The organism is Hoylesella buccalis ATCC 35310, from assembly GCF_025151385.1.
Lineage (GTDB): Bacteria > Bacteroidota > Bacteroidia > Bacteroidales > Bacteroidaceae > Prevotella > Prevotella buccalis.
On the sequence record NZ_CP102287.1, the window covers coordinates 627,042 to 648,946 of the forward strand.

The 21,905-nt window shown below is 42.5% G+C and carries 19 protein-coding genes; 12 read left to right on the forward strand and 7 right to left on the reverse strand.

The window, feature by feature from the left end:
* Window positions 1-19: 19 nt before the first annotated feature.
* Window positions 20-475 (reverse strand): aspartate carbamoyltransferase regulatory subunit, encoded by a 456-nt coding sequence (locus NQ518_RS02785; protein WP_227207208.1) that lies wholly within the window; start codon window positions 473-475, stop codon window positions 20-22.
* 28 nt (window positions 476-503) lie between these two features.
* The gene (gene pyrB, locus NQ518_RS02790; RefSeq protein ID WP_227207206.1) at window positions 504-1,451 is read right to left on the reverse strand and encodes an aspartate carbamoyltransferase; all 948 of its coding nucleotides are present in this window, start codon (window positions 1,449-1,451) and stop codon (window positions 504-506) included.
* Window positions 1,452-1,571: 120 nt separating this feature from the next.
* On the opposite strand from pyrB, the gene NQ518_RS02795 reads away from it, so the two are divergent.
* On the forward strand, window positions 1,572-3,884 hold the full coding sequence (locus tag NQ518_RS02795; protein ID WP_227207204.1) for a penicillin-binding protein 1A: 2,313 nt from the start codon (window positions 1,572-1,574) through the stop codon (window positions 3,882-3,884).
* Window positions 3,885-4,115: 231 nt separating this feature from the next.
* Here NQ518_RS02795 and NQ518_RS02800 read toward each other — a convergent pair whose 3' ends face one another.
* From NQ518_RS02800 to NQ518_RS02815, 4 genes are all read right to left on the reverse strand, one after another.
* Window positions 4,116-5,081, reverse strand: a complete 966-nt coding sequence (locus NQ518_RS02800) for a C10 family peptidase (protein ID WP_227207202.1) — start codon at window positions 5,079-5,081, stop codon at window positions 4,116-4,118.
* Between the two features lie 101 nt (window positions 5,082-5,182).
* Window positions 5,183-6,757: an Rne/Rng family ribonuclease gene (locus tag NQ518_RS02805; RefSeq protein WP_227207200.1), complete on the reverse strand. Its 1,575-nt coding sequence runs from the start codon at window positions 6,755-6,757 to the stop codon at window positions 5,183-5,185.
* A gap of 289 nt (window positions 6,758-7,046) precedes the next feature.
* Window positions 7,047-7,325 carry an HU family DNA-binding protein gene (locus tag NQ518_RS02810; protein WP_227207198.1) on the reverse strand — a complete coding sequence of 93 codons (279 nt, stop codon included), beginning with the start codon at window positions 7,323-7,325 and terminating at the stop codon, window positions 7,047-7,049.
* 493 nt (window positions 7,326-7,818) lie between these two features.
* Complete coding sequence (locus tag NQ518_RS02815) at window positions 7,819-8,226, reverse strand: DUF4332 domain-containing protein (protein ID WP_004347685.1); 408 nt, start codon at window positions 8,224-8,226, stop codon at window positions 7,819-7,821.
* Between the two features lie 172 nt (window positions 8,227-8,398).
* Between NQ518_RS02815 and dinB the strand changes: the two genes are divergently transcribed.
* The 11 genes from dinB to NQ518_RS02870 all read left to right on the forward strand — a co-directional run bounded on the left by dinB (window position 8,399) and on the right by NQ518_RS02870 (window position 19,781).
* On the forward strand, window positions 8,399-9,487 hold the full coding sequence (dinB, locus tag NQ518_RS02820) for a DNA polymerase IV (RefSeq protein ID WP_227207257.1): 1,089 nt from the start codon (window positions 8,399-8,401) through the stop codon (window positions 9,485-9,487).
* Between the two features lie 218 nt (window positions 9,488-9,705).
* On the forward strand, window positions 9,706-11,172 hold the full coding sequence (gene pyk, locus NQ518_RS02825) for a pyruvate kinase (protein WP_227960930.1): 1,467 nt from the start codon (window positions 9,706-9,708) through the stop codon (window positions 11,170-11,172).
* A 31-nt stretch (window positions 11,173-11,203) separates the two neighbouring features.
* Window positions 11,204-12,181 carry a Gfo/Idh/MocA family protein gene (locus tag NQ518_RS02830; protein ID WP_227207194.1) on the forward strand — a complete coding sequence of 326 codons (978 nt, stop codon included), beginning with the start codon at window positions 11,204-11,206 and terminating at the stop codon, window positions 12,179-12,181.
* Between the two features lie 36 nt (window positions 12,182-12,217).
* Entirely contained in the window at window positions 12,218-12,391 is a 174-nt protein-coding gene (locus tag NQ518_RS02835; protein ID WP_227207192.1) for a hypothetical protein, read from the forward strand.
* A 534-nt stretch (window positions 12,392-12,925) separates the two neighbouring features.
* Window positions 12,926-13,408 (forward strand): helix-turn-helix domain-containing protein, encoded by a 483-nt coding sequence (locus NQ518_RS02840; RefSeq protein WP_227207190.1) that lies wholly within the window; start codon window positions 12,926-12,928, stop codon window positions 13,406-13,408.
* An 18-nt stretch (window positions 13,409-13,426) separates the two neighbouring features.
* Window positions 13,427-15,409 (forward strand): dipeptidyl peptidase 3, encoded by a 1,983-nt coding sequence (locus tag NQ518_RS02845; protein ID WP_227207188.1) that lies wholly within the window; start codon window positions 13,427-13,429, stop codon window positions 15,407-15,409.
* Window positions 15,393-16,001: a DNA alkylation repair protein gene (locus NQ518_RS02850; protein WP_227960928.1), complete on the forward strand. Its 609-nt coding sequence runs from the start codon at window positions 15,393-15,395 to the stop codon at window positions 15,999-16,001. The genes NQ518_RS02845 and NQ518_RS02850 overlap by 17 nt, the downstream gene beginning before the upstream one ends.
* 73 nt (window positions 16,002-16,074) lie before the next feature.
* Window positions 16,075-16,560 (forward strand): Fur family transcriptional regulator, encoded by a 486-nt coding sequence (locus NQ518_RS02855; RefSeq protein WP_227207184.1) that lies wholly within the window; start codon window positions 16,075-16,077, stop codon window positions 16,558-16,560.
* Between the two features lies 1 nt (window position 16,561).
* Window positions 16,562-17,836, forward strand: coding sequence for an adenylosuccinate synthase (locus NQ518_RS02860; RefSeq protein WP_227207182.1), 1,275 nt, complete (start codon window positions 16,562-16,564; stop codon window positions 17,834-17,836).
* 18 nt (window positions 17,837-17,854) lie between these two features.
* Window positions 17,855-19,228 carry a histidine--tRNA ligase gene (hisS, locus tag NQ518_RS02865; RefSeq protein WP_227207180.1) on the forward strand — a complete coding sequence of 458 codons (1,374 nt, stop codon included), beginning with the start codon at window positions 17,855-17,857 and terminating at the stop codon, window positions 19,226-19,228.
* Between the two features lie 112 nt (window positions 19,229-19,340).
* Window positions 19,341-19,781: a Fur family transcriptional regulator gene (locus tag NQ518_RS02870; protein ID WP_227207178.1), complete on the forward strand. Its 441-nt coding sequence runs from the start codon at window positions 19,341-19,343 to the stop codon at window positions 19,779-19,781.
* Between the two features lie 232 nt (window positions 19,782-20,013).
* Here the strand turns inward: NQ518_RS02870 and NQ518_RS02875 are convergent, their stop codons facing one another.
* On the reverse strand, window positions 20,014-21,762 hold the full coding sequence (locus tag NQ518_RS02875) for a phospho-sugar mutase (RefSeq protein ID WP_227207176.1): 1,749 nt from the start codon (window positions 21,760-21,762) through the stop codon (window positions 20,014-20,016).
* Window positions 21,763-21,905: the final 143 nt, after the last annotated feature.

Consider the following 21,905-nt stretch of genomic DNA (forward strand, 5'->3'; position numbering starts at 1 on the left):
GAGTTTGACAGGACAGGATTCAGCAGAGTTCTACTTTATTGATGTCTTGTTCTTTATCACAATAGTGACATTTCAATAAACCATGTGTCTTGTCTACCACATGGAATACGGTTTGCATGGGCTCGTTGTTGGTAATGCACATGGGGTTGTTGCATTTCACGATGCCACGCAATTCGTTCGGTGTCTCAACTGTTTTCTTCTCTACTACTTCGTAATCTTTGATGATGTTGAGCACTATTTTCGGTGCTACCACAGAAAGGCGGCTGATTTCTTCATCAGAGAAAAACTTGTCAGAAACCTTGATGATGCCTTTCTTACCAATCTTTTTGGAAACAAAATTGTTGCCAATGGTAACCGGTGTGTTTAATGATTGGAGTTCCAGCAGATTGACAACTTGGTATGTTTTGCTCGCAGGAATATGATCTATAACGGTACCATTCTCTATTGCTGCAACTAAACGCTCTTTCTTGTTCATAATCAGAATATTATTGTTGTATTACAACTTATTTGATAATTGTTTTATCTTGCTTGATGTCTTCAAGTGTGATGCCTAGACAATGACTGAATATGGCTTGTCTGGCATAGAGCCCGTTCTGTGCTTGTTGAATGTAATAGGCATGCGGATTGTCATCCACGTCGTAAGCAATTTCGTTGACACGTGGTAGTGGATGCAGTATCTTGAGGTTGTCCTTGACGCTTTTGAGCATGTCGTTGCGCAGAATGTAAACGTTCTTCACATGTTCGTATTCCATCAAGTCAGAGAAACGTTCTTTCTGCACACGTGTCATATAGAGTATGTCGGCGTCTGCCAGCACCTTGCTGTTAAAGGCAGTGTGTTCTTGGTACTTGATGCCATGCTCTTGACAATAGAGCTTGTACTCCATGGGCATGGCCAGTTCGTTAGGAGCAATGAAATGAAAAGTGGGGTTGAAGTGTCGCATTGCCGTAATGAGTGAATGCACCGTGCGGCCATACTTCAAATCGCCCACCAGATAAATGTTCAAGTTTTCAAGCGTTCCTTGCGTCTTGTAGATAGAGTAGAGATCCAACAAGCATTGAGAAGGGTGCATGTGAGCACCGTCACCGGCATTGATGATGGGAACGGGAGCCACTTCACTGGCATATTGAGCCGCACCTTCGATGTAATGGCGCATCACGATGAGGTCGGCATAGTTGGAAACCATGAGTATGGTATCCTTGAGGGTTTCACCTTTGGATACGCTGGAAGCTTTCGCATCTGAAAAGCCTATTACCCGTGCCCCCAGCCTGTTAGCCGCCGTCTCAAAGCTAAGACGGGTTCTGGTTGATGGCTCATAGAAGAGTGTGGCTACGACCTTCCCTTTTAATAGTTCGCGGTTGGGATGCATTTCAAATTGCTCGGCCAAGGCCAACAGATACATCAGCTCATCTTTAGCGAGGTCGGCAATGTTGATAAAATGACGTTTTTCCATTTTGTATACTTAATCTGTTTTTGGAATTGACGGCTAAGTTAGTTATTAATTTTTATTTACGAGAGATAATTAAAAGAAAAGTTGTATTTTTGCATCAATTATATATATGTATTGCGGAGAATGAGAAAGGCATTTGTTCATTTCCTTTGGAAAACTTTGATCGCAGTATTTTGCATCATCCTGATTGCATTTATCGCGATATGGAATGGGTGGATAGGCTATATGCCTGAAGTAGAAGACCTTCAGAACCCCATCAGTCGTTTTGCAACCCAGGTTTATTCGGCAGATGGAAAAGTGCTGGGCACCTGGAACTTTAACAAGGAAAACCGCATTGTCATACCTTATTCTAAGATTTCTCCACATCTGGTTCATGCTTTGGTTGCAACAGAGGATGAACGGTTCTACGAACATTCAGGAATTGACTTTTTCGCATTGGGACGTGCCATCATCAAACGGGGGATATTAGGACAAGAGAATGCCGGAGGCGGCTCAACTATAACCCAACAATTGGCTAAACAGCTTTATTCGGAAACTGCACGAAGTACATTGGAACGAATGCTGCAAAAACCCATTGAATGGGTCATCGCGGTAAAGTTGGAGCGAAATTACACCAAGGAAGAAATCATCGCATTATACCTTAATTATTTTGATTTTCTTCACAATGCGGTAGGAATTAAAACGGCTGCAAATACGTATTTCAATAAAGAACCCAAAGACTTGACAGTCACAGAGTCGGCCATGCTCATCGGCCTTTGTAAGAATCCGTCTCTATATAATCCCGTTCGTTATCCTGAACGTTGTACCGAACGTCGTAATGTCGTGCTTGGGCAAATGCAGAAGGCCGGCTATCTTTCGAAAGCAGAATACCACCAGTACGCAGATGAAAAGTTGAAGCTGAACTTTCACCGTACAGATCACAAGAATGGATTGGCTACCTACTTCCGTGAATTCCTGCGCCAATATATGATGGCCTCGCGTCCAGATCGTTCTGATTATCCATCCTGGAACCAGAATCAATTTGTCTTCGATTCCATCGCATGGGATACAGATCCCCTTTATGGTTGGTGCAATAAGAATTTTAAGAGAAATGGCAAGCCTTATAATGTCTACACGGATGGCCTGAAAGTGTTTACCACCATAGATTCACGTATGCAGCTATATGCAGAACAGGCTGTTTATAACCACGTGGCTAAGTTCTTGCAACCAGCTTTTGACAAAGAGAAAGCCAAACGCCCCAACGCTCCCTTCACCAAAGCACTGACACCGAAAGAGATTAGATCTATCTTGAATAGGTCTATGATGGGAAGTGAGCGCTATAGAGTATTGAAAGCCTCTGGTGCCTCTGACGAAGAAATCAAGAAGTCATTCAACACACCTGTCGACATGGCGGTGTTTACCTATCATGGCGATGTGGATACGACAATGACGCCTATGGATTCTATCCGTTATTACAAGTCTTTCCTTCGTGCGGGCTTCATGAGCATGGATCCGCAGACGGGTTATGTGAAGGCATACGTGGGTGGGCTTGACTACAATCACTTCATGTATGACATGGTGATGAACGGGCGCCGACAGGTTGGGTCAACCATCAAACCTTTTCTGTATTCCTTGGCCATGGAAAACGGTTTTTCTCCTTGCGACCAAGCCCCCAACGTGCAGAGAACTTACATGGTGGCAGGCAAACCTTGGACACCAAGAAACACCAGTAGAAGAAGTTATGGCTCGATGGTGACGCTGAAATGGGGCTTGGCCAACTCGAACAACTGGATATCGGCATACTTGATGAGCCGTTTGAACCCACAGCTGTTTGTAAGTATGCTTCACGATTTCGGCATTCAAAATCCAGACATTCATCCTTCTATGGCTCTTTGTTTAGGGCCTTGTGAAGTTTCTGTTGCGGAAATGGTCGGCGCATACACCACTTTTGCCAATCACGGCATCCGTACCGCTCCCATGTTTGTTTCTAAAATAGAAGATAATGAAGGGAATGTGCTGGCAACCTTCCAGCCTCGTATGAGCGAAGTGATTAGTGCGGAGAGTGCCAACAAAATGCTAGTTCTCTTGCAAGAAGTTGTCGACAGAGGAACAGCAGGTCGATTGCGTTTCAAGTACAACATCGGTGGAGAGATAGGAGCGAAAACGGGTACTACTAACCGAAATTCTGATGCTTGGTTCATGGGCTTCACACCTCAATTAGTGAGTGGATGTTGGGTAGGCGGTGAAGACCGCGACATTCATTTTGACTCCATGAGGATGGGGCAGGGAGCAACCATGGCATTACCAATATGGGCTAACTTCATGAAAAGAGTGTATAAAGATGCTTCGTTAGGATATAAACCAGATGCTTCTTTTGGACTACCTGAAGGTTATAATCCGTGCGCCAGAGATGATAGGGACGTAGATGAGTTTGGTATCGACGAGGTTTACGAATAATACACGAATTGAAGTCATAGATGTTGCCGTAAACATACTTTCGATTCTCAAATTCAACAACGCGCGAATAAAGTTGCAATATTACGATGATCCAGCAAAGATTATATTTTTTTTGTATCAGTAGAAATTTACTAAGAATAGGAGAGGGTGCATTATATAAACGATTAAGATGCACCCTCCTGATTTTTTCATCCTCAAACAAAGTTTTAGCAAGCAGCAATAGAAAACTTGTTAAGGTTCTGTTACTATCTCCTTGCGCACCGTTCCATCGTCCATCACGATGATGTTGACGCCCCGCTGCGGCCTGCTGATTCTGGTTCCGTCCAGCAGGTAGCGCGCTTTCTCCATGGGTGTACGGCTGTCTGCAAGGTGTTTGCCCACCGTATTGGTTACCTTGCGTGGTTTGATGTTGAATGTCATCGACTGATTCTGGTAGGGTATTTTCTTGAGATCCACAAATCCATCTCCGCCTCCCAGACCGTATACCACATGAAAATTGCCCTTGTCGTCGTAGCCGTCGATGACGAAGCAATGTGGCGCGTAGGGCGAACTTCCTCCGTAGATGACCGGCATGCCGTCTGAAAGTTGCTGGTAAAGGGTTGTGTACCATGTGCTGTCATTTACATCATCGTTGAGGAAGGTTGACAGGTAGGTCACGGCATCGTCGTACGCAAAATGGTCTTTCAGAGCATGTGCCACATCCATGTCAAATGCGCCACTGTAGTGTAGCCTGTACTCCATTTTCACAGCAGCACCACAGTCGGCCATGATTTTTGCCACTGCTTGCTTCTCCTCGTCCGAGCTGTTGTCACCGTATGTGTAGGCATCTTTCATCTTCTCCCAGTCGTAGGTGCTTTTGCTGAAGTCGGTCTCAACGAAGTATGTTAGTCCGTCGTCGCCCACGTATGCGTAGCTCACGCTACCTTGTCCGCGCGTAGGATAACCGTAATATTTCATAACCTGTGCCATGGCAGTGGCTACGCAGCCCGTCTTGCAGTGTACGTTCTTACCAGGAGCCAGCGGACATTGTAGGTTATAGGGGGCGTTCTGTCCCCAGGTTGTCTTGAGCATGGGCGCTACCGATGGCTTTATTTTGCCCTTCATGAGGCTGAAGCATTCGTATTGCGACATTTCTTTGGCATGGATGCCCGTGAGGAGGCAACATGAAATGAGTGTGAGTAGGGCTTTCTTGTTCATGATCTACAATGTATTTTTGTGAAATATGCTATATGGTAAATAATAAAAACAACAGGGATGGACACGCTTGTGGCATGCTCATCCCTGTTGTATCAGAAAGTTTACTTTGTTTCTATCTCTTCCTTCATGTCAATAAACTGCTTTTTTGAATTGTAGAATTCATATTGCAAAAAAGCTAGTTTTTGTGAAGGGATGACGTTAACTCCAAGTCCATATTTCATCTGCCACTTACGTTTCAGGGAGAACACTCCTTGATTGATATATGCGGCTACATACGGATGAACGTGGAGCGTGAACCGTTTAATTCCTATTTTGTTGACTAGTTTGTCAATTTTTCTTTCAAGTTGATCGGTAAATAAAATACTAGACTTAATTTTACCTGTGCCATTACACGTGGGACATGTTTCGTCAACATTGACATCCATTACAGGTCTTACACGTTGTCTAGTGATTTGCATCAATCCAAACTTACTCAGTGGGAGAATGTTGTGACGTGCACGATCACTTTGCATGTTCTTACACATGCGCTCGTAGAGCATCTGTCGGTCTTCAGCAAGATGCATGTCGATAAAATCAACAACGATAATACCTCCCATGTCACGCAACCTGAGCTGCCGTGCCAATTCGTCTGCTGCCCCAAGGTTTACTTCAAGCGCATTTGCTTCTTGGTCATTTTCTTTTCGTGTTCGGTTCCCACTATTTACATCCACAACATGAAGGGCCTCGGTATGCTCAATGATAAGATAGGCACCATGCTTGTAGTTGATGGTCTTACCGAAGCTAGACTTAATTTGTTTTGTGATGTTGAAATTATCAAAGATAGGCACTTTGCCCGTGTACCGCTTCACAATGCCCGACTTGCTCGGGGCTATTAACGTGACATAGTCTTTAACCTGCCTAAATGCTTCTTCATCATTAATATAAATATTCTCGAAGCTTGGGTTAAATATATCTCTTAATAAAGCGATTGCTCGTACCGCTTCTTCATATACTAGTTGAGGTCGTTTTTGGGTTTTCTGTACTTTGACAATCGCATCTTGCCAACGCTTTGTCAACACTTTCATTTCGCCATCTAACTCAGCAACTCTTTTTCCTTCTGCCACCGTGCGTACGATGACGCCGCAGTTTTTAGGTTTAATGCTGCGGACGAGTTGTTTCAACCTGGCGCGTTCCTCACCGTTTTTGATTTTTGAAGAAACGGAAACTTTGTCACCAAAGGGAATCAGAACTAAAAAGCGACCTGCAAAAGACAACTCAGCAGTTAGTCGTGGACCTTTGGTTGAAATAGGTTCTTTAACAATTTGCACCAATACTTCTTGTCCTAAGGTTAGTGTTGACTGAACGCTACCGTCTTTTTGAAGGTCTGGCAGACGTGAAGCTTTGGCAAATGGATAAAGTTTTTTTCTGTCACTTTGTACTTGTTTTAAGTACTTCGCATACGAATTAAATTGGCTCCCTAAGTCAAGATAGTGAAGAAAAGCGTCTCTTTCATATCCTACATCCACAAAACAGGCATTCAAGCCTGGCATAAGTTTTTTTACTTTTGCGATGTAGACATTTCCAACAGAGAAAGTTGCAGAGCGCGGTTCGTTCTGGTATTCAACCAGTCGCTTATCCTCTAACAGTGCCGTGGCAATGTCTTTCTCCTGGACGTCAATAACAACTTCGCTGGTCATTTCTCTTCTTACTTTGCTTAGTTACATCAAAAAAGGGCGTGCCAAATATCCTTCATAGGACTTTTTGACGCGCCCCACTGTCTATATAGACTATCAAGCAATGTTATTTGCTCTTATGTCTATTCTTTCTTAATCTTTTTTTACGCTTGTGCGTAGCCATCTTGTGGCCCTTCTTTTTCTTACCGTTTGGCATAATTTTAAATGTTTAAAAATAATATGTTTTGTACTAAATTTTCTATATTAATAGATGTAGAATACCAATTTGATAATTCTCAACTTAAAAGTTGCCTTACGCTTTCATCGCATTGATGAAGCTCTTAGATGGTTTAAAGCTGGGCAAATCGTGTGCGTCAATTGTAATTGTGGTATTCTTTTGAATGTTTCTGGCAGTCTTTGCCGCTCTGTGCTTGATAATAAAGCTACCAAAACCTCTCAAATAAACATTTTCTCTTTTCTTGAGAAGGCTATCCTTTACAGTACTCATGAAGCATTCTACCACAGCTGCTACTTCTTTTTTCTGCAAGCCGGTAGACATTGAAATTTCGTTGATGATATCTGCTTTCGTCATTGTATTTATTGTTATTTGTTGTTATTTTTTATCTTGTACCTCGATTTTGATTTGCAAATATAGTTGTTTTTTGCGTGATAGAGAAATATATTTAGTTATTTTTGCCAAAATACTTCATAAAAATAGTTCAGAAGTAGTTCTTATCCAAGAACTTATATATCTACATTAAGAAAATATGCCCATTTCACCTTTGTGAATCTACCTTTGTGCTATGGAAAAGGTGCAGCTGTTTTTCCCTGTTTTATGCAACAAGTTTTACCATCATATCCATGTTCTCAGTTCATTGCATTATCCTAAGATTGTGGAGATGTGAGAATAACTTGTAATTCGAAACATGTTTTTCAAGGATATTAAATGCGATTTTGAAATCTTTTTGGTGGCTGACCTTCACCTGATGACAATAGACCACATAGGGCAGAAAAAGCACTCATGCTGTAGATGAACAGCATGAAATGCAGTGCCATGTTGAAGATATTCTGCCGAATAGGCGGAATTAGTATTCCATGATTGCTGGTAATTCTTTGGCCTGATCAATCATTTTCTGAACTTCTGAAACTGAGGGTACGTGGTTTACCAAGTTTCTCTTATTATTAATTTCTTCAAGTTTTTGCTGTAAATTCTCTGCTACCCGGTGTTTCAGTTCCTTCACCGTGTCAACACCAGCGGCTTCCAAAAGTTCAGAGAACTGTGGACCTACACCGTTAATGCGCATCAAGTCAGCATGGTTTGTCCACTTCAGAATACTTTTACCACTTATCCCTGTAGTTTCTTCTAGGGTTTTACGGCCGGCAGGATTTTTTGCCTTTTGCAGTAAATCATCCACTGTATTGATACCTGCTTCAACAAGTTTTTTTGCATTTACGTTGCCGATTCCCTCGATGTCAATAATCTTGTAAGTCATCTTTGTTTAAAATTAGTTTATGAATGGTTTCTTTTCGTATCGCCAAAGTTAACGATAAATACCTAGATATCAAAATATTTCCAGCTGTATTTTGATAGAATTTACGAGTCATTATTGTGAGCTTTCATGCGTTGTTCTTGTGCAATATATAATAAATGTGTAGATTTGCATGATGAGAAAAATAATCCATGTTGATATGGATGCTTTCTACGCTTCGGTAGAACAGCGTGACCATCCCGAATTAAGAGGCAAGCCGGTCGCGGTAGGTCACGACGGACCGCGTGGGGTAGTGAGCACGGCAAGTTACGAGGCGCGCAAGTTTGGCGTGCACTCGGCCATGGCCATGTGCAAAGCCAAGCGTCTGTGTCCGCAATTGATCATTGTGCCACACAGAGGAGAGGTGTACCACGAGGTTTCCATACAGGTTCGTGAGATATTTCGTGAGTACACAGACATCATTGAACCTATATCCTTGGATGAGGCATTTTTGGACGTAACAGACAATAAAAAGGATATTGATGATCCGCGGACCATCGCCCTTGAAATAAAAAAGAAGATACGAGAAACCACTCATTTGACTGCTTCTGCCGGCGTGTCTTTCAATAAATTTCTAGCCAAGATAGCTTCTGATTATCGAAAACCTGATGGATTGTTTGAGATTAGTCATGAAGATGCGTACGATTTTATTGGTCAATTGAAGATAGAGAAGTTTTGGGGCATCGGACCTAAAACAGCTCAACTAATGCATAAAATGGGAATCTTTACGGGCGAACAGTTGCGTACGGTTTCTGAAAAGCACTTGATTGAAGTATTCGGCAAGATGGGCAGCGTCTACTATCAAGATGCCAGAGGCGATGATGAACGGCCCGTCATCAGCCATTGGATTCGTAAATCCGTTGGCTGCGAACGTACATTCCAGGAAGATCTCACCCGGCGCTCGGCTGTCTTGATTGAACTTTACCACACGGTGTTGGAACTGGTTGAACGAATCAAAGAGGCTGGTTTTGAAGGCAAGACACTGACCTTGAAAATCAAATTTGATGATTTTACGCAAATAACCAGAAGCGCTACGGTAGATCATTGTTTGCAGACCAAAGACCAGATACTGCCTCTGGCAAAGAGTTTGTTGCGTGAAGTGGATTACTCCCATCGAGCTATCAGGCTGATGGGACTGTCTGTCAACAACCCTCATGCAGACGATAAGGGTGAAAAGGAAATACGATGGGAAGAAGGATGGATTGATGGCTTTCAAGATGTCTAATAAAGAATCTTTCTCATAACTATGAACACCATCTCGTGTTAAATTTTATATTGTGTGCTAAACCCGCAAGAATGGGGCTTTGAAAAACTTGAAATCATTTGGATGTATCAGATATCTTTCGTAATTTTGCATGGAATAAAAAAGCAATATTTGCATTGATGATTTGGCCTGAACCTTCTTTTTTGTGCAGGTCATTCATCAAATGAATCATCATCATCATGAAACAAACAAAGATAGTATGTTCGATCAGTGATCGAAATTGCAGTGAGGAGTTTTTGCGAAAATTGTTTTTCGCAGGTATGAATGTCGTGCGTATGAATACTGCTCACGCCACTATTGAGGGAATGAAAGAAGTCATCAAAAATGCTCGTGCAGTTTCTTCAAACCTGGCATTGTTGATTGATACCAAGGGACCGGAAGTGAGAACCACGAACGTAGCTGAACCCCTGCTGTACAAAACAGGTGAGGTTGTAAAGATTTTCGGTAGGCCGGACGTAGACAGCACACACGACATCATTAACGTTTCGTATGCAGATATTGCAAAAGATTTGAAAGTTGGCAACGACATCTTAATCGACGATGGAGCACTGGACATGAGAGTGATTGACATTATCGGGCCGATGGTGGTGGCACAAGTGATGAACGACGGCGTACTCGGGGCTCATAAAAGTGTGAATATACCAGGCAGACACATCGACTTACCTGCACTTACCGAGAAAGACAAACACAACATTCTCTTTGCCATCGAGCAGGATATTGACTTCATTGCGCATTCTTTTGTTCGTAATGCGCAGGATGTAAAAGCCGTGCAAGACATCCTTGACGAACATCACAGCGACATCAAAATCATTTCAAAGATAGAAAATCAGGAAGGAGTTGATAACATCGATGAGATTATAGATGCCTCTTATGGCATCATGATTGCCCGCGGTGACCTGGGTATCGAGGTTCCCATCGAGGAAATACCTGGCATTCAGCGCCAAATCATTCGCAAATGCGTCATGAAGAAAAAGCCAGTCATCGTGGCCACGCAGATGCTTCACACCATGATTAACAATCCGCGACCAACGAGAGCCGAAGTAACCGATATTGCCAACGCCATCTATTCTCGGACAGATGCATTGATGCTCAGTGGCGAAACGGCATCTGGGCGATATCCTGTAGAGGCTGTTCAGACGATGGCACGCATAGCTGAGCAGGCTGAAACCGACAGAACATGGGAAACAACCATCGATCCCATGGCTCATGATTATGAAACCCAACGGGAATTCTTGGCACATTCAGCCATTGAATCTACCCGTCGACTGGGCGTGAAGGGCATCATCACGGCCAGCGAGACTGGGCAAACGGCTCGCACGTTGTCGTCTTTCCGTGGTGCCACACCTATCTTGGCCATCTGTTATAGAGAGAAAACGCAACGGTTGTTGAATTTGAGTTATGGAATTATCCCTATTTACCAAAAAGAACATACCAGTTCTGAATACCTCTTTACGGCAGCCCTTAGGATGCTTCGTCAAAAGGGATATATCAAACCAGAGGATAAAATTGCCTACCTCAGCGGCAGCTTCGGGAAGAACGGTGGTACCACTTTGCTAGAAATCAATAAAGTAGGGCAGGTATTTGATAACTCCTACGAGTTCCATCTTCCACACTATGTGAAGGACGAAACAGAAGCGAAGCGATAAGCAACCGTGGCAAACTTTGAACAAAAATGAAATGAACATTGGAATAATTGGAACGGGTAAAATCGTCAACGAAATGATTCCCGTAGTCCAACAAATCAATGGTATTACGATTCAAGCCATTTGCAGCCGACCGCAAAGTCTTTCAAAGGCAGAGCGGTTGGCTGCTTTGTTTCATATTAAAGAGGTTTACAACGATTATGATGCCATGCTCCGCAACAGTGACATCGATTTTGTTTACGTGGCCGTGGCCAATCATGCACATGCAACTTATGCACGGCGTGCCTTGTTGGCCAAGAAAAATGTCATCATCGAAAAACCCATCTGTACGTCTGTAGCTGAATTGGAAGAGCTGATGCAGTTGGCATTTGCTGACAATTTGTATATATTCGAAGCCGTTACCCTGTTGCACATGCCCCACTATCGATTGATAAAAGACGAGTTACTGGCGCAACTGGGACGCATCAAATTGATAGCCTGCAATTACAGTCAACGCTCCAGCAGGTACGATTTGTATTTAAATCACCAGTTAACCCCTGCGTTTGATCCGGCATGCCATGGTGGGGCTTTGATGGACATCAACGTTTACAACATCAATTTTGTCGTGTCATTGTTTGGCGAACCCACCAGCGTGGAATATCATTCCAATGTGGGATATAACCAGATTGACACCTCTGGAGTGGCCATTTTGGCCTATCCTGATTTCGTGGCCACCTGTGTTGGCGCTAAAGATTGTGACGGACATTCGTTTGGAGCCATACAGGGTGACAAAGGTCGCATACACGTCACAGGCCCCGTCAGTACGCTGTCTGAATTGGAACTGTGCAAGGACGGTAAATCGCAAACCATCAACATTCAGCCAAAAAAGCATCGGTTGGCTTTTGAATTCGAGCATTTTCGTGATATTTATCACGCTCATCAGGTTGATGAAATGAAGCATTACTTGCAAATTTCTCATCAAGTGATGAAAGTAATCGATCAATTGCGAGACTATACCTTATTTAATAAATAGATTCTATGGGCCGTCCCAGAAGAATATCTACAAATCATGAAACAGAAAAATTTGACAGAGAGCGAATATCGCCAACGCATCAAGGAATTGGAAGAAGCACTTGAATATGAGCGACTTCGCAATTACGCCTACGAGAAACTCATCGAGATTACTGAAATAGAAGAAGGTATCACGATTTTGAAAAAAGGCGATGAGCCGAACACGAAATAGCATTTACTATATTAATCTTTTGCCCCTTGTGTCCAAACTCATTGAGTTTGTACACCAATCTCAATGGGTTTTCCCTTCAATCTCAATGGGTTTGGGGGATAAAGTCATAGAGATTGATTTTCAAACTTAAATCTCTACCATTACTCCAGATTTTTACATGCTGGGTAGACCATATTTTATCGGAAATAAGTTAACTTTTCTTATTGAAATGATGTCTTTTTTAGACGCAAATCATACCCACTCATCTAACCCGTTATGCAATGTCATGAATGCTGACAATCCATTCGTCAAAAACACGGCAGTTTTGTTCATTTCTGCTAAATAGCATTTTCTTCACACAAAATATAAGTACTTAGGTATCTTCTTTATGCGTCATTATTAATCATTTTCACGCGCACCCGAAGGTGAATGTCGGAAAAAACTTTTTTATCGTAAAATCTTATCAAATTTTTATTGAAAAACTTGATGAAATGAAAAAATATGCATATATTTGCAAAACAAAGAACAGTTTCGGATTTTTTTAATTTGGGTGATATGGCAAAATACAACATTGTTAAGAAAAAGGATAAGGATGCTGCCTACCGTTCTCTAGTCAGCCCTGAATTGATGGACGAGCTGCAGGAAAAAATTTTGGATGTTATTCTCATCCAAAAGAAATACAAAGACAAGAATTATTCGGCAAAGAAACTAGCCGAAGACTTGGGTACTAACACGAGGTACATTTCGGCTGTCGTCAATGTGCGTTTTCACATGAATTACACATCATTTGTCAACAAGTATCGTATTGAAGAGGCTATGGCAGTGCTGACGGATAAGCGGTATTACGATTTGAATATGGAAGAGATATCAGATATGGTAGGCTTTTCAAATCGACAATCCTTCTATGCGTCTTTTTATAAATTGAATGGCTGTACACCTCGCGACTACAAGATGCAGCACCTGGCCATGCTTCCACCAGATGCATCGGCTCCGAAGAAGGGAAAAAAGAAATCTGGTTCGAAGAAGAAAAAGAAGTAACAATCCTATTGTCGCTGAATGACACATGAATTTAAATATTCAGACGAACGATTTGCAGATTTGCAAATGCTAAGGTATCGTCTGAAAGGGTTTGAGAACTTGACGCTCAAACAAAAGATTTATATCTATTTTTTAGCAAAAGCCACATTGGCGGGAAGAGATATCACGACCGACCAGTTTGGCAAGTACAACTTGAAGATAAGAAAGGTGCTTGAGGCAGTGTATGAAGAATATTCTGGCTCGAGGGACGGTGATGACTTCAAGAATCTGGAAATCTATCTGAAGAGGATATGGTTCTCAAACGGCATCTATCATCACTACGGCAGTGAAAAGATGATTCCAGAGTTTTCAGAAGGCTTTTTTAGAAAAGTGTTGTCTGAGATTGATGTCACACGCTTGCCATTGTCACCCTGTCAAACGGTGCAAGAGCTGCTTGATGAACTTGTTCCGGTGATGTTTAATCCCGACATCTTGCCCAAGCGTGTCAACAAGACCGATGGAGAAGATTTGGTGTTGACATCAGCTTGCAATTATTATGATGGCGTTAGTCAAAAGGAAGTTGAGCAATTTTACGCTGCCCAGAAACAGCCTTCAGATGATGAACCTGTTTCCTATGGACTGAATACCAAGTTGGTGAAAGAGGATGGTATAATCAAAGAGATACCATACACGACCAACTGCCTGTACCAAAAGGAGTTGAAACGAATAGTTTACTGGTTGGGCAAGGCGCGGGAATTTGCCGAAAACGAACAGCAAAAGATGATAATCTCGCTGTTGATACGATATTATGAAACGGGCGACTTAAAGTTGTTCGACAAATATTCCATAGGGTGGTTGAAAGAACAGGATGGACAAGTAGACTTCATCAATGGTTTTATAGAGGTATATGGCGATCCGTTGGGATTAAAAGGCTCATGGGAAGGGCTCGTGGAGTACAAAGATTTAGAGGCCACCAAGCGCACCCAACTCATCAGTAAAAATGCACAATGGTTTGAAGACCACTCACCGGTAGAAAAGCGTTTCAAGAAAGAAAAGGTGAAAGGTGTGACCGCTCATGTCATTTGCGCAGCCATGTTGGGTGGCGATGAATATCCACCGTCGGCCATAGGAATCAACCTGCCGAACGCAGAATGGATTCGAGCCAGGTATGGTTCAAAGAGTGTTACGATTGGAAATCTCACGGAAGCTTACAATCATGTGGCCCGAGGAAATGGTCTGCATGAGGAGTTTGTGATTGATGACGAAACGCTGGGGTTGATTAACCGTTATGGAGATCTTTGTGATGATTTGCATACTGATCTGCATGAATGCTTAGGACATGGCAGTGGACGGTTGTTGCCAGGTGTTGACGGTGATGCCTTGGGTGCTTATGGTGACACCATAGAGGAAGCCAGAGCCGACTTGTTTGGACTTTATTACATCGCAGACGAGAAGTTCATTGAGTTGGGATTGCTACCAAACGCAGATGCGTTCAAATCTCAATACTATACCTACATGATGAATGGCCTGTTGACACAGATGGTCAGAATCAAGGAAGGGCATCAAATAGAGGAAGCTCACATGCGTAATCGCGCCCTCATTGCGCGATGGGTGTTGGCTCATGCCGACGGTGAGGTGGCGATAATACAAACGCAGGGGGATACTGATGATGGCACTGTTCGTCATTTCGTTCAAATCAACGATTATCAAAAACTGAGACAGCTGTTTGCCAAACTGCTGGCAGAGATTCAGCGTATCAAGAGTGAAGGTGATTTTGAGGCCGCAAGGGCAATCGTTGAGAAATACGCCATTGACATAGACGCAGATTTGCACAGAGAGGTGTTAAGGCGTTATCAAAAACTTAAAATCGCTCCCTACAAAGGGTTTATCAATCCCTGGATGAAGCCTCTGTATGATGACCAGGGTAACATCGTAGACATACAACTTGATTATACGGAATCGTATGCTCATCAAATGATGAGATATTCTAAAACTGCAGAATCGGATGAATGGAGATATTAACGAAACAGTAAGGGAAATCAAACGTTCATTCAGACTATTGATGAACGGCGTTGTCTCACAGTCCATGCGTCAGAAAGGGGTGGACTATAAGATAAACTGGGGGGTGTCGCTGCCTGACTTGCAAAAAATGGCTCAACAATATGGTAAGAATCATGAACTTGCCATAGCGTTGTGGCAAGAGAATATCCGTGAATGCAAGATTCTGGCGACTCTCATCATGCCGCCCGAAGAAATGGATGATACACTCGCAAAGCAATGGGTAGGGGACGTCAATTCACAAGATTTGGCTGAAATGGCATGTTTTAATTTGTTCCAACACTTACAACATGCGGCTGATTTGTCTTACCAATGGATGAATTCCAACGGAGAAATTGTACGGATGTGTGGCTATCTTATTCTCTCAAGGCTCTTTATGAAGGGGGAAAATCCTCACCGAAATAGAATTGACGAATTCTTGGATGAAGTGGCCCTTGCGCTCAATAGTGAGAACATGGGCGTTCGCCATGCCGCGTTGAATTGCGTGAATAAATTCGCAGAGCTTGGTGAAGATTTTCGTAACATGGCCGAAGAGAGGTTGAATTTACAATTGTGAAGATTTATATAGCCATACATTACCTATATTTAAAGGAAATATTGTAACTTTGTAGAGTTATAATTTTCGGGAAATGAAAAAAGATATCAGAAATGCTGTTAAACAGCTTCTAGATGATTATCTTGTAACAAACAACCTTCGAAGAACGCCAGAGAGGTATGCAATCCTTGATGCTGCTTATAGCATCAGGGGACATTTCTCTTTGGAGGAGTTGGATGAATATCTCGTTGAACATAACTTTAGGGTTAGTAGGGCTACCCTCTATAACAATTTAAGACTGTTTAGAAAGCTGCGATTTGTGATTTGCCATCGTCTGCAAGGAGGCACGGTGTATGAGTCGTGCTATGACAATAAGGATCATTGCCATCAGATTTGCACGGTTTGTGGCAAAGTCTCGGAGGTTAACTCCCCGGCAATTGTCGAGGCTGTGAATGAAACCAAACTGAGAAGATTCAAGAAAGATGGATTCACATTGTATATCTATGGGGTTTGTAGTACCTGTCAAGCGGTGATAACACGCAAGAAAATGAATAAAGAAAAAACTAAAAACATAAAATAAAATGAACAAAAGTAAAGTTGATGTCCTGCTTGGTTTGCAGTGGGGTGACGAAGGAAAAGGCAAAGTAGTCGACGTGCTTACGCCAAAATATGATGTTGTTGCCAGGTTCCAAGGAGGCCCAAATGCAGGTCATACATTGGAGTTTGAGGGCCAAAAATATGTTCTTCGCAGCATTCCTTCTGGCATCTTTCAAGGTGGAAAGATCAATATCATCGGTAATGGGGTTGTGCTCGCACCAGATCTTTTCATGGATGAAGCTAAAGAACTGGAGAAGAGTGGCCACGAATTGAAAAGCCGTATTCATATCTCCAAGAAGGCTCATCTCATCATGCCTACGCATAGAGTGCTGGATAGGGCATACGAAGCCGCACGAGGAAAGGGCAAGGTTGGAACAACAGGTAAAGGTATTGGTCCGACATACACAGACAAAACGTCGAGAAATGGTTTGCGGGTAGGAGATATCCTTGACAACTTTCAAGAAAAATACGAGGCTCACAAGGCGCGCCATTTGGACATGTTGAAGGCTCTTCACTTTACAGATTTCGATTTAGAAGAAACGGAAAAGCATTGGATGGAGGGTATAGAGTACCTCAAACAATTCAATATTGTTGACAGCGAACATGAAATCAATCATCTTCTTCGTGAGCAGAAAAGCATCTTGTGTGAAGGTGCGCAGGGTACCATGTTGGATGTTGATTTCGGCAGTTACCCGTTTGTTACGTCTTCCAATACCATTTGTGCCGGGGCATGTATCGGTCTTGGGCTCGGTCCCAACAAGATTGGAAACGTCTATGGCATCATGAAGGCTTATTGTACACGTGTAGGTTCAGGCCCTTTCCCAACTGAACTGTTCGACGAGGATGGCAAGAAACTTCGTGACATCGGCCATGAATATGGTGCTGTTACAGGTAGAGAGCGTCGTTGTGGATGGGTAGATTTGGTTCAATTACGTTATTCAATCATGGTCAACGGTGTGACCCACCTTATTTTAATGAAGAGTGATGTGCTGGATCAATTCGAGACAATTAAAGCATGTGTTGGTTATGAACTGAAGGATGGCACACAGACGAAGGAACTTCCTTATGACCTTGAAGGAGTGAAGCCAATTTACCAAGAGCTACAAGGCTGGTACACTGACTTGACAAAAATGACCAATGAGGAAGAATTTCCACAGCAATTCAAAGATTACATCCAGTTCTTGGAAGAGTTTTTAGAAACACCAATCAAGATTGTTTCAATCGGACCTGATCGTAATCAAACAATTGTAAGAAACTAATGACAAAAGAGAAATTAAATGACTAACAAACCAACTATCGTCAAAGGGACAAGAGACTTCTCGCCCATGGAGATGTCTAAGCGCAATTACATATTCAAGACTATTGAAGACGTTTATTCGCTTTATGGTTATCAACAAATAGAAACCCCAGCTCTAGAAACTCTTCAAACCCTGATGGGCAAGTACGGTGAGGAAGGAGATAAGTTGCTTTTTAAGGTTCTTAATTCGGGCGACTTCCTACGGAAGGTTGACGACAAAGAACTTGTGGAAAGAAATACGTTGAAACTTGCATCGCAACTTTGTGAGAAAGGACTACGGTACGACTTGACGGTACCATTCGCTCGCTATGTTGTCATGCATCATGATGAACTTCAATTCCCTTTTAAGCGTTACCAAATTCAACCCGTTTGGCGTGCGGACCGACCTCAAAAGGGCCGATATCGAGAGTTTTATCAGTGCGATGCCGACGTGGTGGGATCAGATTCCTTGCTCAATGAGGTAGAATTGATGCAAATAGTGGATGAGGTGTTCCAAAGGTTTGGCGTGCGGGTAATCATCAAAATCAATAACAGAAAGATACTTTCGGGCATTGCTGAGATGATAGGTGCTGCGGATAAAATAGTAGATATCACAGTTGCCATCGACAAATTGGACAAGATAGGGCTGGAAAATGTCAATCAAGAGTTAGCAAACGCCGGTATCTCTCCAGAAGCTATCGATAAATTGCAACCCATCATTTCTCTTCAAGGAACAAATGATGAAAAGCTCAACGTCATCAAAAACGTGCTGAAAGACAGTCAGGTAGGACTGAAGGGTGTGGAAGAAGTTGCCTATATCTTAGATGTGTTGAAACCAATGCAGCTTCATAACGAGATAGAACTTGATTTGACTTTGGCGCGAGGCCTTAATTATTACACCGGTGCCATTTTTGAAGTAAAGGCTAAGGATGTTTCTATTGGCAGCATTACAGGTGGCGGTCGTTACGATAACTTGACAGGTATTTTTGGCAAGCCAGGGTTGAGTGGGGTAGGAATCTCGTTTGGTGCCGATCGTATCTATGATGTATTAAATGCTTTAGACTTGTATCCAAAAGAAACAACTAATTCTACTCAAATTCTTTTCATCAATTTTGGCGAAAAAGAAACGGCCTATTGTTTACCTTTGGTCAATGAGGCTCGCAGTCATGGAGTCAGCGCAGAGATGTACCCAGATGCGGTTAAGATGAAGAAGCAGATGAGTTATGCTAATGCAAAGCAAATCGCATTCGTGGCCATGGCTGGTGAAAACGAGATGAAGGAAAATAAGATAACGATCAAAAACATGGAAACAGGAGAACAAATATTAGTTCCTATTTCTGACTTTATGGATGTCTTTTCTGAACAAAGAAAGTAAGATTTATAACAGAAGAATGGTGAAGTCTGCAAGATTTCACCATTCTTTTTTGTTCTTATGCTTGTAATTGTATTGATTTTTGTATCTTTGCACTTTCAAAAAATGTACGAATATGACATCAGAAAACAAAGCATATAATAAGTTAATCGAAGCTGGAGTGCACCCTTCAGCACAACGGTTGGCCATCATGGAGTTCCTGATGGAAAATCATACCCATCCAACAGTGGAGGATGTTTATAAAGGTTTGTGTCCAAAAATTCCAACCCTAAGTAGGACTACCGTTTATAATACGCTGCGTTTATTTTCAGAACATCAAGCTGCTCAAATGATAACCATTGACGAGCATCGTGTGTGTTACGATGGTTGTGTAGAGCCCCATGTACATTTTTATTGTAAGAAATGCAAAAGGGTGATAGATTTACCTGAAGAAGATGCACCGAAACTTGTTCAGAACAGAAATATTCACGGAAATATTGTTGATGAGATTCAGCTATACTACAAAGGCATCTGCACTGAATGTGCGCAGAAGGAGATAGCAGAACATTCCAATTAATAGAAAACAATACAATTTTAATTCGTAACTATCTGAATGATAGTTAAATATAAACCCATAGAGATTGGATGCTAATCTCTATGGGTTTGCTGTCTAAACTCATTGACTTTGACTATCAAACTCTTTGACTTTAACCGCTAAACTCTTTGACTTTGGTTGTCGCACTCAATGACATAGAATTTGAAGCAACAAATTGAGCCTCCAGTGAAGGAAGCTCAATTCGTTGCTTGGTTTACTCAAGATGCAGACTTTTCTTGATTGCATTGATTTTTTCATCGGCCTCTGCATCGCAACGTTCGTAGCATCCGGCACATTTCATCGTGCCTTTTACCTCCAAATAGAACTTTATTTTTGGCTCTGTACCCGATGGCCGAACGCTCACCTTGGTGCCATCATCGCAGAACCACTGTAGTACATTGCTGGTGTCTGGCATGTCAAGTTTGGAGATGTTTCCATTGATGTCACGCTGTTCAAGCGTCTGGTAGTCTTTCCAAACAACCACCTTTGAACCTCCAAGATCTGTCGGTGGATTCTTTCTGAAATTCTCCATCATGGTCTTGATTTCGTCTGCACCAGTCTTTCCAGGACGCACTACATTGACGGTAAACTCCTTGGAGAAACCGTATTCCAGATAGATGTCCAGAAGAAGATCGTAAAGCGTCTTACCTTGATCTTTGGCGTACGCGCAAATTTCAGCCAAGAGACACATGGCACTCACTGCATCCTTGTCACGAACAAAGTCGGCAGCCATGAAACCATAGCTCTCTTCGCCGCCGCCGATGTATTTCTTGCCGGGATCAGCAACGCGAATTTCACGGGCAATCCACTTGAAACCAGTATAACAATCTATCATTTCAATGTTGTTCTTCTCGGCAACTTTCCGAATCACCTCTGTGGTCACGATGGTCTTAACGATATAGTCAGTTGGCTTCAACAGACCCATGTTCTTGCGGTTGGTGATGATGTAATAGAGGAAAATCAAGCATGTTTGGTTTCCGTTTATCAAGATCCACTCGCCCTTGTCGTTCTTGCATGCCATGCCAACGCGGTCGGCATCAGGGTCACTGGCCATCACGATGTCGGCGTCTAATTGTTTGGCATCGCGCAAAGCCAATGTCAATGCTTCTCCATTTTCAGGGTTTGGAGAAACAACGGTAGGGAAGTTGCCATCCTTTACCATCTGTTCCTTAACGCAATGCACGTTGTCGAAGCCCCAATATTTGAGTGATCGCGGAATCATCTTCATACCAGTGCCGTGCAAAGGAGTATAAACAATCTTCAAATCGTGCTGACGTTTGATCACTTCTGGATCAATGCTGACGGTCTTGACTGCGTCGAGATAAGCCTGATCAATGTCCTCTCCAATGATTTGAAGCAGCTGTTTGTTACCTTCAAACTTAATATCTTCTACATTTACCTTGTTCACCTCATTGATGATTCCCATATCGTGTGGGGCCAATACTTGTGCGCCGTCTTCCCAATAAGCCTTGTATCCGTTGTATTCTTTGGGGTTGTGACTAGCTGTAATGTTCACACCAGCTTGGCAACCAAGATGCCTGATAGCGAAAGAACACTCGGGTGTAGGACGCATGTCGTCGAACAAATATACCTTGATGCCATTGGCCGTGAAGATGTCTGCAACACTTTCAGCGAATTTACGACTGTTGTTGCGGCAATCATGGCACACGACAACGGATATGTCAGCACGATCTTGGAAGTTTTTCTTCAGGTAATTGGCAAATCCCTGGGTAGCCATGCCCACCGTGTAGATATTCATACGGTTGCTGCCAGCACCCATGATACCGCGAAGTCCACCTGTTCCAAACTCTAAATCTTTGTAGAAAGAATCGATCAAGTCTGTCTTGTCTTCAGCTTCAATCTTTGCTTTCACTTCATTCTGGGTCTCCTCATCAAATGCGGGAGTCAACCATTGTTTTGCCTTCTGTTCACACTGGGCAATCAGTTCTGCATTGTTTGCCATATCTTTATGCTGTTTAAGTTATACGTATTGTTTGACAAAGATAGTAATTTTAAATGAGAATTTTCTGACATTAAGCGTTTTTTTGTACATTTGCAAAGAGCTTATAAAATAGCGATTGATTAGCAACTTCAAGTTTTAAACTT